Here is a 13,789-nt window from a genome sequence, read left to right as displayed (position 1 = left end):
GCATCTCCTCCAGGACCCGGACCCGCTGCGTGAGGTCTTCGAACTGCTTGCCGTGGTCCTTGCCGGTCGTCTTCACCTGGTGGGCAACCTCGTTGAGCGTGCCCTCCACGACGCAGAGCGTCCCACACCTCCCGGGACCGGATCACCACACTGCCGCTCTGGTCTGACGGCGTGCTCATCCCTGATCCTTGTCCGGGTCGGGCAGGAGACTCGACGCGCCCCACCACCCCACCGACGGCGCCCCACGTGCCGACGGGCCGGGGCGGATGCCCATCCGCGTCCGTCCGCGGTCGCTCAGCGGGTGCGCAGCCGCGTCGTCACCCAGACGCCGATCAACGCCACCGCGGCCATCGGCAGGAATACCGCGGCGAACGCGGCGGGGTGGCCGGCGCCGCCGGTGGCGGTCTCGGCCGCGGAAGCCGCCATGCTGCCACCCCCCAGCGCGGCGAACGCGGCCCCCGCACCCGCCAGCAGGACGACATTGGACAGACCGTCGGAGATCTGGAGGGCGGCGGAGTTGGCGCCCGCCTCCTCAGGGGCGGACAGCCGCAGCAGGAGCACACTGCTGGAGGAGATCACCAGTCCCATCCCGAAGCAGCCGAATCCCCAGGCGACGGCGACGGTCCACGCCGGCACGGCGGGCACGAGCACGCTGGGGGCGGCGGCGATCGCGGCCGCCGTCAGCACCATGCCGACGGTCATCAGCCGCTCCCGGTACGGTTCGGCGCGCGGCCGGGACTGCACCCAGGACCCCAGCGCCCAGGTGCCGCCGCCCGCCGCCAGCGAGAACCCGGCCAGCGTCGGCGACAGCCCCCGCTCGGTCACCAGCATCAGCGGCACGAACGACTCGGCCGCGATGAAGGACCCGGCGGCGACACCGCGCAGCAGCACGACGGACGGCAGCCCGCGCGCCGCCCGGTAGGTGCCCCGGGGCAGCAGCCCGAGCACGGCCGGCACCAGCAGCGCCGCGCCCGCCGCCCCCGGGACGAGGGAGATCCAGCGCAGGTCCTGCGCGGCGAACTGGAGCAGCCCGGCGCCCAGGGAGACGGCGAACGCGAACCGGATGCGCCGCCGGTCGACGGAGCCGGACGCCTTGCCGCCGGACGCGGTGCCGTCCGTCCGGGCGTCGGTGCCCACGGGACCGGCCGCGCGCCGTCGTATCTGCGGCAGCGCGAGCGCCAGCGGGAGCACGACCAGCACCGGGATCGCCAGGAACACCCACCGCCAGCCCAGGTGCTCGGTGACCGCGCCGGCGGCGAGCGGGCCGACGATCGACGGGACGACCCAGCCGGCCGCGAACGCCGCCATGATCGCGGGACGCAACCGCTCCGGGTAGGCCCGGCCCACGACCACGTACAGCGCGACGATCACCAGCCCGCCGCCCAGGCCCTGCACGGCCCGCCCCAGGATGAACACCCACATCGAACCGGCGGCCCCGGCCACCACCAGCCCCACCGCGAAGGAGCCGATCCCCGTGGTCAGCGCGCCCAGCGGCCCCCGCCGGTCCGACCACTGTCCCGCGAGCACCATGCCGAACAGGCTGGTGGTGAAGTATCCGGAGAACGCGAACGCGTACAGGGACACCCCGTCCAACTCCCGCGCGGCCACCGGCATCGCCGTGCCCACCGCGGTCGCCTCGAACGCGATCAGCAGCACCACCGAGACGATCCCGACGCTCAGCGCCCGGTACGTTCGGCCCAGCACTCCTTCGTCGGGTCTGCCTGCGGGTTCGGCTGCGGGTTCGGCTGCGACCTCGGTGTCGCGCGGCTCATGGACGGTCATGACGGCCAGCGTAAGGCCCGCAACCGACATTGACCCCTGTCGCGGGTCTCCCCCCGCCTGCGACCTTGGTCGTACGTCTCCCCGGGGTGGCACCCCCCTTTCATGAACGCCGTATGGCAGTCCCGTTGCAGCCGCCGCGTCCCCCTTGATCCCCTCCCCCGCCCCGCCCTACGGTCGTCCCATCGACACGGCCGTGTGCCCGAGTGGTTCAGGGGCTCGCCTGCAAAGCGAGTTACGCGGGTTCAATTCCCGCCACGGCCTCCAGTAGTACGTCTGACCAGCACGTTTCCAGGTCAGACACAGGTCTCAGGGTCTGGGACTCGCATGCCGGTGGGAGAGTTGCTCCGGTCCGGTGACGGCTCGGGGAAGTCCTGAACGTCGCTGCGCCGGCCCGGCCGTGCGGCCTCACGCCGGCTGCCGCTGCAGCGTATCCGTCGCCGAACCGGTGCGCTGCATCCGATGCCAGCGCAGCCTGCTGCCCAGCAGCGCCGTGACCACCGACTGCACCACCACCAGGTACATCAGTTGCCGATAGACAAAGATCTGCAGCGGCAGGGTCCACAGCGGCTCGAACTTCTCCTTGTCGAGGCGGAGCGCGTAGAGGGCACTGAACACCTGCACGGCCGTGAAGCCGAGCCACACCGCCCCGGCCTGGGCGGCGCTCTGGAACAGCAGCCCGTACACAGCGAAGACGTCGACGAGCGGTGCGAGCAACGGCAACAGCATCTGGAAGACCGCGAGATAGGTCAGTCCGCGGCGGCCCAACTTGCCCGCCGGCCCCGTCTCGACCAGCGATCTGCGATGCTTCCACATCGCCTGCAAAGTGCCGTAGCACCAGCGGTAACGCTGCTTCCAGAGCTGCCGGACGGTGGACGGCGCCTCCGTCCAGGCGATCGCCGATTCCTCGTACACCACCCGCCAGCCCGCGCGGCACAGCGCCATCGTCAGATCGGTGTCCTCGGCGAGGGTGTCCTCGCTGACTCCGCCGACGCCCATCAGCGCCTGACGGCGGAAGGCGCCGATCGCTCCCGGCACGGTCGGCATGCATTCGAGTACGTCGAACATCCGGCGGTCGAGGTTGAAGCCGATGACGTACTCAAGGTGCTGCCAACGGCCCAGTATGCCCTGCCGGTTGCCGACCTTCGTGTTGCCGCTGACCGCGCCGACGCGCGGGTCGGCGAGCGGCTGGATCAGGTTGTGGATTGCCTCCGGCTCGAAGACCGTGTCACCGTCGATCACCACCACGATGTCAAACTGCGCCCAGGAAAGACCGGTGTTGAGGGCGGCCGCCTTACCCGCGTTCGGCTGGCGCACCACCATCACGCGCGGATCCTCCTCCCGGACCGACTCGGCGATTTCGAAGGTGCGGTCGCTCGATCCGTCGTCGACCACGATGATCTGGATGTACGGGTACGTGGAGGCAAGCAGCGAACGCAGGGTCGCCTCGATGCCTGCCTCCTCGTTGTACGCGGGCACGATCACGGTGACCGGTTCATCGACCCGCGGCAGCCGGTTGCCGCGGCGCCGTTTCCTGCGGCTGCGGCGCACATGCAGCCGGGCGACCGTGAAGAGCAGCACGAGGCGCCCCAGGGAGATCACACCCGCCGCCACCAGTAGCCAGGTCATGGCGTCGGCGAAGCCCCGGGACAGGGTCTGCACCCACACGACGGCGGTGCCCTTCGCCGCGGTGGTCTCCGAGACGGGGTAGTTGACACCAGGCGTCCGAAGTGCCGCCCCGACCGTCGTGAACCGCACGCCGTGCGGCGGGGACGCCAAGATTCTCTCCGTGGCATCAACAGCCTCCGGCGAGCCGGTGAACTGGCGGATCTCACCCTCCTTCGGGCTCCGAACGGCGGCATCGGCGGCGACCAGGATGTAGCCGTCGTCGATCGCACGCCGCCCGGCCGCCCACTGGTCGGCGCACAGAGCCGCGATGTCCCCGGTGTGCGGCAGCCGCGCCAGACGGGTGCCGAGGCCGGCGGCGCCGGCAAGGGTGTTCTGGGTGATGGCGAGTTCGAGCCGCGCGCGGGTCGCCGAGACCTGCGCGAGGTTGGCGTCGGTGTAGGTGTGCGAGCCGATCTGGTGGCCCTCGTCGTGGATCCGGCGCACGAGGTCCGGATGGGCGGCCATCTGGGTGCCGGTGAGGAAGAACGTCGCCTTGACGTGGTGCTTCTTCAGAACGTCGAGCAGAGCCGGGGTCCAGGCGGGATCAGGGCCGCCGTCGTAGGTCAGGGCGACCCTCTGGGCTGGGAGGTGCGCGCTGTGCAGCTTTCCGTCGGCCTCGCTCAACACGGGGCCGCCCGTGCGTATCGTCGCGGGGGCGGCGGTGCAGTGATGGGCGGGGGCTGCGGTGGGCGCTATCTCGTGCCGCCCGTAACCGCCGAACAACAGCGCGGTGGCGGCGACCGCGAGAATGAGCAGAAGCAGCAGCCAGTGGGCGCGGGGATCGCGCCGCAGGGCATGCCGGTTGGTTCTGGCAGGCGGTGCCGTCTGCGTCGAGCGGGTCACCGCAGACGACCGGGCCGAGCGGTTGGCGCGGGAGGAACGATTACGGCCGGCAGATCGGGACGCACCGGTGTTGCGTTGCGGGCGGCTCACCTGGGTCCCTTGGTCGATCCCTGGCCGCGGCCCGGGGAAGTGCCGGAGTTCCCCCTGCCCGGCGCGCCCGTAGTGGGGGCGGCTGCGGTCGTGGGCTCCCTGGTGGTGGGTTCCTTGGTCTCGCCACCGGTCCTGGAGGCGCTCACCGATGGGCTCGGGGCCGCTGACTCCCCAGACGACTTCCCAGACGTGGCGGACGGATCGGCGGTGGGTTCGGCGGTCGGGCCAGGCTGGTCCGTGGCCGTCGTCGCATCGTCCTGCTCCTGCTTCTGGTCCTGCTTCTGCCTCTGGCCCTGCTTCTGCTTCTGGTCCTGTCCCCAGGGCAGCGGGCCGCCAGAGGGCACCGAACTGAAGAATCCGGCGATGACAGCGGCCATGAAGACAACGCAGACCGCGGCGACAGCGAGGCCCACACGGCGGATCAGCCGGCTGCGGCGGCCCGATACATCGACGAAGACCGAGCCGTCGTCGTGCCCGGCGTCGTTCTGGTCGTCGTCGGCGCCGTGAGCGTATCCGTCGCCTCCGTGCATGTGCTCATGCTCGGTGCCGTAGGCCCTATGGTCGGTCTCCTGAGTGCCCTGGCCCCCCTCGTGGGCGTCGTGGCTGCCCCGGTACGTGTCGTGACTGTCGCCGTGTGCGCCTTGCCGGTGGCGGTATGCACCGTCGAGCGCAACCCCCTGGCCGTTGGCCGCCGACTCATGCCACCCGTGCGCCGCCGCCGGATCCACATGTCCGTCGTACGCCTGGGCCCCGTCGCCGTACGGGTCGTACATGACCTGCAAGCCCTGCATGTCGCCACTGTCCTGGTATGCACCGTTCTCGGCGTACACGCCATCGGGACCGCTCGCGCCATACGTACGGTTGCCGTGTTGGGGGTCCCAAGACATGGACGCAAAGTGTAGAGACTCGGGGGATCTGCGGTGCAGGGGGGTCAAGGGCGGCCGGACCCGTCAGGACTCTACGACCTCGGGAAAGTCCTACCGTCGACGAACCAGTCTGCTCGACTTTCCGGGTGCTGCATGTCGAATGTGTGGCCAGTCAGCACGTTGTCGGGGCCGAAGTGGCCGTAGGTCTCCTGAGATGTCCCGTTCCATGCAACTGGAGCACCGGCTTCAGCCGTCTTCAGCAACACAAGTTCGCGTGCTGGAGGGTCACTTGACCCAGCACCTACCTGGCCATGGCTTGCGTTGCCTTCAGAGCACGCCGCCCGCCTCGTCCTGGAAGAGTTCCGTCCAGTAGTGCCAGTCCGCGTCCGATGTCGTCGGGGTCGGGTCGATCGACGTGAGGGTCCGGATCATCGTCACGGCCAGCTGGTCGTATGCCTCCGTGGTCAGTTCGTGGCCCAGGTGCTCGTCGATCGTGCGCTCGTGGTGCAGCAGCCAGAGGGTGTAGGCGAGGGTGGAGATGTCCGTGTTGAGGGGGTACAGCGCCGCCTCGGGCTCGCTGAAGTTGAGGATCGCGCCCGTGCCGCCGTCGACCACCAGGCTGTTGTCCTCGACCAGATGACCGAGGCGTATCAGACGGTCGGCATGCGCGGGGAGCGCTTCGAGAGGGTACTCGGGCCGCTCGTCCCTGTAGTACTCCGTCAGCGTCGGCAGCGGTACGTCCGTGTCGAGGCGGAAGAGCACCGCGTCCTCGGGCAGCCCCGTCTCGCGCAGGAAGCGGCGCGTCGGCTCGTGGGTGAGCGCGGCGGGGAAGTCGACCTCCTCGAAGCGGGCCACCCGGCCCGGCCCGAACTCCTCGTCCAGGAGCCGGCCGGGCAGGTCCAGGGCGAGGCCCTGGGCGGTGCCGGGACCCGCGACCAGGGAGAGCGGGCGGATCAGCGCGGCGGCCTTCCAGTACGGCGGCACCGCGCCGTCCGTGCCCTCCTCGAAGAGTGCGAGGAGCCGGCGGGATGCCTCGGTGGCGGTCTTGGTGCCGTACCGGCCGGCGTAGCGCGCGAACCGGCCGCGCAGACCGGCCAGTTCCTCCGTGACCGCGGCGAAGCGCAACAGCGTGTGCAGGGAGGGCGCGAGGGGACGGCTGTCCGTCGGGGCGAGCAGGTGGGTGGTGGTGATCTCGCCGGTGCTGCCGTCGAGCAGGATCGACTCCGTCTCCATGCCCGCGGGGCCGAGGAGTTCCCCTATCACGAGCCGGTCCCGCAGCTCGCCCGCCAGCCGGGCGGGGCCGTCGACGGCGTCCGCGAGCCTGCGCAGGCCGGTCGTGCGCAGCGGCGCGAAGGTCAACAGGTCGCTGTCGTCGGGCAGTCCGGGGCCGGTCAGCAGGCCGCGCGTGGGCGCGTGCGTGACGTAGCGGTCCAGCTCGGCCTCGGTCAGCGTGATCGCCGCGGCCATGGCGTCGGTCGTGCTCATCGCTCCCCCGCGATTCCCGTCGTACGTCGTCCTGCGTGGTCGTACGCCGTCATGCTCGGTCCGGTCTTCCCTGGCGCGGGGCACGTCCGGTCGGCCGGTCCGGCGTCCGAGGCGGCCGTCCCCCACTGACCGTCACACTACGCGTCCCCACTGACAACGCCCCGCCGGAGAGGACGCCGTGCGGCCCTCGCACGTTCCGTCCTGGGCCGCCGAGCGTGGCTGGTCCACGCCCGGGGGAGGTGTCCGAATGCCAGCGCTGAATGTCGCGTGCATGGCGATACTGAAATCCGGGCGCGGAGCCTTGAGGGCACTGTGCATCGGAACCGGGGGAAGCGCATGGAGAGTTCTGAACTGGCGGCCATGGCCGTCGCGGTCATGGCCGCGACGGCGACCGGAGCGGCGGGCGCGGTCGGCCAGAGCGCCGGAACCGCGGTCGCCGATGCCTTACGCGCACGGCTGGTCTCAACGGAGCGGGGCCGGGCGGCCCTGGACACGCTGAACCGGGCCCCGGAGGACCCGGCCGCACAGGACACGGCCCGGTCCGTGGTCCAGGAGGAGATCGAGGCGGACCCGGAACTGCGGCATCAGTTGCAAGTGCAGCTGACCGCACCGGGAACCAACGCCACGGGCAGCCTGCTGATCACCGGCAGCCAGGTGTCGCGCAGTTCCATCGCCCTCGGCCCGCTGACCATCAACAACACCCGGGGCGGGCGGGCCGTCGTCGCCCTGGTGGCCGCTCTGCTGCTGGGCCTGGTCGTGCTGGCCGTGTACGGGGGCATAAACCTGATCGTGATCGACGACTCCCCCGAGTCGTCGCAGGACGACGGTGCCCGCCATGCCGTGCGGGCCCTGAACGTCAGCGAGGTCAAGCGGGTCGTTCCGGACCTGACGAGCATGCCCTCCGGCTGGGAGAGATCCGGGTCCCTCGCGGCCGGCGAGGACGAGGGCAACGGGTGCTCAGGGGCCCAGGCGCGCTTCGGCACGAACAACTGGAACGACGGCAGCACGAGGACGGTCTGGGCCGAATTCACGGTGTGGTCCTGCTCCAGCACGGCGCTGACCGCGAAGGGTTTCGAGGAGACCCGGTCGGGCGTCGCCGACAACAACAAGGCGAGGGAGATCTCCCTCCCGGAGCTCGGCGACCAGCGCACCGCGATCACCCACTACAACATCGACCTCGACGAGACGACGGCCGTCGCCCTGCTCCGCGTCGGCACCGTCCTCGTCGAGCTGGAATACCAGCCGGTGCCCGACGACTCGGGCTGGTCCAGGGAGTTCGAGCAGTTGGCCTCGATGGTCGCCGCCCGCGCCCAACAGGCCCAGAACGCCTGACCCGCCGAGCATTCACAGCGTCCCGCCCCGGAGCCCCCCATGGGACGGCGCCGGGGCGACCGTCCCGGTCACGGACCGCGGCCCCGCGCAACCTGTGCCCCGGGACGCCCCGGGCGTGCTCACCGGTCCGTGACCACCGCGGCCTGCGGGCGGATCGGCAGGCGGTTGACCGGTCGGCCGGTCGCGGCGCGTACGGCGGAGGCGATGGCCGCCGGGGAGGTGACGACCGGGACCGCGCTGACCGACTTCGCGCCGAACGGAGCGACCACGTCCCGCTCCTCGACCAGCTTGACGATCTTGATGTCCGGTGTGTCCATGGCCGTGGGCAGCGCGTACCCGGTGAGGTCGGGGTGCCGGACCAGGCCGCGGGGCGTGCGCAGGTTCTCGGTGAGCGCGATGCCGACGCCCTGGGTGACGCCCGCCTCGATCCGGGCGGTCAGCTGCGCCGGGTTGAGCACGCGGCCCACGTCCTGGGCGACGGCCAGCTCCACGACCCGCACCGAACCGAGTTCGATGTCGACGTCCACCACCGCGCGCACGGCGCAGAACGCGAGGCCCACGAAGGCGTCGCCCTGCCCGGAGGCGTCCAGCGGCTCGGTGGGGTGCGGGCGGCACTGGGCGGTGGCCCACAGTTCCTTGCCGTCCATCGCCTCCGTGACGGTGGTCGACAGCACACCGTCGTACGAGGTGATCTTGCCGTCGGTGATCTGGAGCAGTTCGGTCGACATCCCGAACTTGTGCGCCAGGGGCTGTAGAAGCTGGGTGCGGACCATCTTCGCCGCGCGCTCCACGGCTCCGCCGGAGACCCAGGTGTGCCGGCCGCGGGAGCCCGCGCCGGCCGGGGGCTGGTCGGTGTCGACGGGAGCCACGTGGACCTCGTCGATGCCCAGGGTCTCCTGGACGATCTGCCGGGCGAGCATGGTGAAGCCCTGGCCGGTCTCCACCGCCGCGCACAGCACGGTCGCCACCCCGTCCTGGACCTTGACGGTCGCCGTGGAGACCTCGTCGGCGCCCTCAGCGCCGAGCATGTGGACCATGCCGAGGCCGTAGCCGACGCCCCGGCGCACCGCGCCCGGCTCGCCCGCGCCCTCGGGGCCGCCGGGCAGCAGCCAGTCCTCCTCGGGGGTGTCCTTGGGGAGCGCGGGGAGCGGGAAGTCCCGTACCGCCTGGAGGAGTTCGGCGACCGGTGCCGGACAGGTCACCGTCTGGCCGATGGGCAGCACGTCTCCGGTGGCGAGCGTGTTGCGCAGGCGCAGCTCCGCCGGGTCGAGACCGAGTTTCTTCGCGAGTTTGTCCATCTGCGCCTCGTAGGCGGCGCACACCTGCATCGCGCCCTCGCCGCGCACATGGCCGGAGGGCGGGTTGTTGGTGCGCACGGCCCAGCCCTCGATGAAGGCGTTCGGCACGACGTAGGGGCCGCAGGCGAAGGAGACGGCTGCGGCCAGCGCCTCGGCGGAGGTGTCGGCGTACGCGCCCGCGTCGAGCAGGACCTGCGCCTCGACCTTCACCAGCCTGCCCTCGGCGTCCGCGTGGTGGCGGTAGCGCAGCAGCGTGGGGTGCCGGTGGGCGTGGCCCAGGAAGGACTCCTCGCGGGTCGCGGTCAGCTTCACCGGGCAGCCCGTCTTCAGGGCGAGCAGGCCGAGCGGAAGCTGGAAGCCCTGGTCCTCGCGGTCGGCGGTGGCCCCGGGGACACCGGTGACGACGATCTTCACCCGGTCCGGGGACAGGCCGTAGCAGGCGGCGGCGGTGTTGCGGTCGGTGTGCGGGTCGGTGGAGGCCAGATACAGTTCGACGCCGCCGTCGGGGCGGGGCACGGCGAGGCCCGCCTCGGCGCCGATGGGCGCGGGGTCCTGGCGGCCGATGCGGTACTGGCCCTCGACGACGACCTCGCCGGCCGCGTCCGGGTCGCCGTGGCGCAGCGGGATGTGGCGGATCAGGTTGCCGTCGGGGTGCAGGGGTTCGGCCTCGAACGCCTGCTCGGGGTCGGTGACCGGGTCAAGGGTCTCGTACTCGACGATGACGGCGGCGGCGGCCATCCGCGCGGTGTCCGGGTGGTCGGCGGCGACGGCCGCGATGGGCTCGCCGTGGTGCCGCACGACCTCGGAGGCGAACACCGGACGGTCGGCGGTGCCCCGGCCGTGCCGCGGGGTGCCGGGCACGTCGTCGTGGGTGATGACGGCCCGTACGCCGGGCATCTCGCGCGCGTGGGTGGTGTCGATGGAGACGATGCGCGCGTGCGCGTGCGGGGAGCGCAGCACGGCCGCCCACAGCAGGCCCTCGGCCCACAGGTCGGCCGCGTACGGGAAGGTGCCCTCGGTCTTGGCGCGGGCGTCGGCCGACGGCAGGGACGCGCCGAGGCCGTGCGGCAGTTGTTCGGGGGCGTCGGCGGCCTCCGGCGCCGTGGTCGCGGTGCCGGCTTCGTTGCTCACGCCTGGCCTCCGTCCTGGCCGTAGGGCTGGTCGTGCGGTCCCGGCGCGTGCTGCGCCTCGAACGCCGAGGAGCGGACGCCGCCGGCGCCCGGGCCCGCCTGGTGCGGAATACGTGCCCCGTCCGCGTCCTGCTCGGCGTCCGCCGCGCTGTGCGATTCGCGTTCGGCGACGACCTCCTTGACGGCGTCCAGGACACCCCGGTAGCCGGAGCAGCGGCACAGGTTGCCGCACAGGGCCTGGCGTGCCTCCAGTTCGGTGGGCGCCGGGTTGCCCTCCAGCAGGTCGTGCACGGTCATCGCCATGCCGGGGACGCAGAATCCGCACTGCACGGCGCCGCGTCTGGCGAGCGCCCGCTGGACGTCGGAGGGCCGCCCGTCGACGGCAAGGCCCTCGACGGTGCGGACCTCGCTGCCGGCCGCGGTGACCGCGGGCACCAGGCAGGAGGCGACGAGGCGCCCGTCCACCTGGACGTTGCAGGCGCCGCACTCGCCCTGGGAGCAGCCGTCCTTGGCGCCGGCGAGCCCGAGCCGCTCGCGCAGCACGTACAGCAGCGACTCGCCGATCCAGGCGTCGGTGACGGGGCGGTCGGCGCCGTTGACGCGCAGGACGTACGAGGCGAGGGGGTGGTCGTCGTGCGGGGGCGGCGGGGCGTCCGCGGCCTCCTCGGCCAAGGCGGCGGGGCCTTCGGGCGTGGCGGGCGGCTGCGCGCCGTGCGGACCGGTCGCGGCGTCGTCGGTCGCCTCGGGCCCTGCCGGGGGCTCAGCGGCCCCTTCAGGGCCCTCCTCGTCGCCGTCGGCGGCCCCCGGCGCCCCGCTGCTCCCGGCGGCCTCCTGGTCCGCGGCAGGCCCGGCTGCCTCCGGGTCGGCAGCGGTCCCGTTCGCCTCGTGGGCGACGGGCGCGGTCGTCTCGTGGGCAACGGGCGCGGTCTCGTGGGCGACCGGCGTGTCGGTCTCGGGCGGGGCCTGGGGGGCGGCGTGTTCGGCCACGGGCTCGTGGCCGTCGTCGGGCCGGACCACCGTGCCGTGTCCGGCCGTGCCGTGTCCCGACGCGGTGCGGTCCGCCGGGCCGTGGCCGGCGGGGGCGTGGTCTGCCGGGCCGTCAGCGGCCGGGACCGCCTCGCCCGGTCCGGCCGGGGCGTCCTGGTAGGGCTCGGCGGGCGCGAACCGCTGCCAAGCGGCGTGCGGCGCGCCCCCGTTCGGCCGCCCGTCCGCGCGCGGGGGCGCGGTCGGCTGTCCCGGCGGTGCCGCCTGCTGTTCCCAGGGCTGTCCCACGGTCTCCGTGGCCCAGGGCGCGGGGGCGCCGCCGGGCAGGGTGGCGGGCGGCGTGCCGCCCCACTGCTCGACGAGGGAAGACGCGCTGAACTCGCCCGATTCGTCCGGAAGGTCACCTCCGGCGACGGGGATGGACCACTGCCCGGTCACGTCCTGTCCTGCGGCGGGCGCCGCCGGCTCCTCGTAGGTCCAGTGCTGGGTGGCCGCGGGTGGGTACGTGAACCGGTCGCCGGCGCCCGGCTGCTGGGGCACGGCGTTCGGGTCGGGCCACTGCGCGCCGTCGGCCGGCATCGACCAGCCGCCGGTGCCCGCCGGGTCGGTGCCGTCCTGGGCGGGGGCCGCCGTTATCTGCGGCGGCACATAGCCGTGGCCGGGCGCGGCGAGCGGGCTGTCCGAGGACAGCAGCGCGTCGATGCCTCCCTCGGGCAGCTTCACGAAGGCGGTGGCGCCGTCGTCGTAGTCGCCCTGGGGCAGCGGGTCCCAGCGGCCGCCCTCCTGGGGCGGGTTCTCTCCGTGCTGGTCGTCGGTCACGACAGCGCCCTCCCCAGTGCTCGTCGGGCCAGCGCGGCGACGGTGCGCCGCAGGTGCAGTACGGCGGGCGGCAGCTGCGGTACGGAGCCGTCCTGCCCCGGGGCCGGGTCGGGGATGCAGGCCGCGGCGACATACTCCCCGAAGGCCTGCAGCGCCTCGGGCACGATCGCGCGGTCGTTGTCCCAGTCGATGAGCCGGGCCACCCATTGCTCGGCGTCCAGGGGCCGGAGCGGCATCGGCGCTATGGCACCCACGGCGCACCGCACTCCGCGCCGGGCGGGGTCGAGGACGAGCGCCACGGAAGCGGCGGCCCGGCCGGGTCCCGTGCGTCCGGTCGCCTTCAGGAAGACCTGCGGGGCGTGCAGCAGCGGTACGCGTACGTAGCCGATGAGTTCGCCGCCGCCGAGCATCTCCACGCCGGCGAGCAGATGCGAGACCGGGACCTCCCGGCGCGCCCCCTGGGGGCCCGCGATCACCAGCGTCGCCTCCAGGGCGGCGAGGACCGGCAGCGCGTCGCCCGTGGGCGCGGCCGAGGCGATGTTGCCCCCCAGGGTGCCCGCGTTGCGGATGTGCGGCGGGCCTGCGGCGCGCGCGGCGGCGGCGAGCGCCGGGATCAGGGCCGCGAAGTCCGGGCGGCCCATGCGCGCGTGCGTGAGTCCGGCGCCGAGGAGCGCGTGGCCGTCCTGGTACTGCCAGCCGCGGATCTCGCTGATCCGGCCGAGGCCCACCAGGGCGGCGGGTCTGAGCTGGCCGGAGTTGACGGCGGCCATGAGGTCGGTGCCGCCCGCCACGGGGACGGCGGCCGGCATGGCGGTGAGCGCCGCCACGGCCTCGTCCAGCGTCGTGGGCAGGGTGACGGCCTGCGCCGCCTGCGGTGCGTGCGTGGTCAAACCGGCTGCCCCTTCCCGCTGCCCCACCTGGTCCCACCTGTGTTGCCGTACGGTACGTGCTGACAGGGCGGACGTGGCAACTCTGGCACATCTTCGCAAGCCCCGAACGCGGGGGTCCGCTAGGAGGCATTCGCCCGCCTCGCTGGGGAGATGGCCCGTTTTCCACCGCCCTCACCGGTGCGCGACGAATGACACTCTTCGGTGACCCCTGAGGTCTTTTTCCAGCACGTGTTCGGGCCTCGCGAACGGCCCCGACGGCTCGCCGCCGACCGGAACGGGCGGCGGAAGCAGGCGAGGCGGATGACCGGCCGCGGGGCGGACGGCTGTGCCACGACAGCGGCCGGCCGCGACCGGCGGCGACCGACCTGCCAAGGCGGCTACCCCTTCGGCAGCGGCCCGTCCAGGGGCACGCGTTCGGGCCTCGCGAACGAGCCCCGACGGCTCGCCGCCGACCGAAGCGGGCGGCGGGAGCGGGCGGCGGGAACGGGCGGTGGGAACGGGCGACCGGGCGCGGGGCGGACGGCTGTGCCGCGACGGCAGCCGGCCGCGACCGGCGGCGACCGGCCTGCCAAGGCGGCTACCGCTTCGGCGGCGGCCCGTCCAGG

Annotated in this window: 8 protein-coding genes and 1 tRNA gene; 2 read left to right on the top strand and 7 right to left on the bottom strand. The window is 73.1% G+C overall.

All coding sequences use genetic code 11. The features are described 5' to 3' along the window. Positions 1-294: 294 nt before the first annotated feature. Positions 295-1,782 carry an MFS transporter gene (locus ACFYTE_RS29310; RefSeq protein ID WP_388716690.1) on the bottom strand — a complete coding sequence of 496 codons (1,488 nt, stop codon included), beginning with the start codon at positions 1,780-1,782 and terminating at the stop codon, positions 295-297. 189 nt (positions 1,783-1,971) lie between these two features. Between ACFYTE_RS29310 and ACFYTE_RS29305 the strand changes: the two genes are divergently transcribed. Continuing rightward, positions 1,972-2,046, top strand: a tRNA-Cys gene (locus ACFYTE_RS29305). Between the two features lie 141 nt (positions 2,047-2,187). Here ACFYTE_RS29305 and ACFYTE_RS29300 read toward each other — a convergent pair. The 3 genes from ACFYTE_RS29300 to ACFYTE_RS29290 all read right to left on the bottom strand — a co-directional run bounded on the left by ACFYTE_RS29300 (position 2,188) and on the right by ACFYTE_RS29290 (position 6,731). Beyond that, positions 2,188-4,290, bottom strand: a complete 2,103-nt coding sequence (locus ACFYTE_RS29300) for a bifunctional polysaccharide deacetylase/glycosyltransferase family 2 protein (protein WP_388716687.1) — start codon at positions 4,288-4,290, stop codon at positions 2,188-2,190. 86 nt (positions 4,291-4,376) lie between these two features. Continuing rightward, positions 4,377-5,171: a hypothetical protein gene (locus ACFYTE_RS29295; protein WP_388716685.1), complete on the bottom strand. Its 795-nt coding sequence runs from the start codon at positions 5,169-5,171 to the stop codon at positions 4,377-4,379. 402 nt (positions 5,172-5,573) lie between these two features. Then, positions 5,574-6,731 (bottom strand): SUKH-4 family immunity protein, encoded by a 1,158-nt coding sequence (locus tag ACFYTE_RS29290; RefSeq protein ID WP_388716682.1) that lies wholly within the window; start codon positions 6,729-6,731, stop codon positions 5,574-5,576. 336 nt (positions 6,732-7,067) lie between these two features. Here ACFYTE_RS29290 and ACFYTE_RS29285 point away from each other — a divergent pair, with 336 nt between their 5' ends. After that, positions 7,068-8,063: a hypothetical protein gene (locus ACFYTE_RS29285; protein ID WP_388716679.1), complete on the top strand. Its 996-nt coding sequence runs from the start codon at positions 7,068-7,070 to the stop codon at positions 8,061-8,063. A 119-nt stretch (positions 8,064-8,182) separates the two neighbouring features. On the opposite strand, the gene ACFYTE_RS29280 is transcribed toward ACFYTE_RS29285, so the two are convergent. From ACFYTE_RS29280 to ACFYTE_RS29270, 3 genes are read right to left on the bottom strand one after another with little or no spacing between them, the layout of a single operon-like run. Next, positions 8,183-10,492, bottom strand: a complete 2,310-nt coding sequence (locus ACFYTE_RS29280; protein WP_388716676.1) for a xanthine dehydrogenase family protein molybdopterin-binding subunit — start codon at positions 10,490-10,492, stop codon at positions 8,183-8,185. After that, complete coding sequence (locus ACFYTE_RS29275) at positions 10,489-12,294, bottom strand: 2Fe-2S iron-sulfur cluster-binding protein (protein ID WP_388716673.1); 1,806 nt, start codon at positions 12,292-12,294, stop codon at positions 10,489-10,491. Before ACFYTE_RS29275 ends, ACFYTE_RS29280 begins: the two co-directional genes overlap by 4 nt. After that, positions 12,291-13,184: an FAD binding domain-containing protein gene (locus tag ACFYTE_RS29270; RefSeq protein ID WP_388716670.1), complete on the bottom strand. Its 894-nt coding sequence runs from the start codon at positions 13,182-13,184 to the stop codon at positions 12,291-12,293. Before ACFYTE_RS29270 ends, ACFYTE_RS29275 begins: the two co-directional genes overlap by 4 nt. Positions 13,185-13,789: the final 605 nt, after the last annotated feature.

Source organism: Streptomyces sp. NPDC004629, from assembly GCF_042873595.1.
Classification (GTDB): domain Bacteria; phylum Actinomycetota; class Actinomycetes; order Streptomycetales; family Streptomycetaceae; genus Streptomyces.
This window is presented reverse-complemented; position numbering and strand designations above follow the sequence as displayed.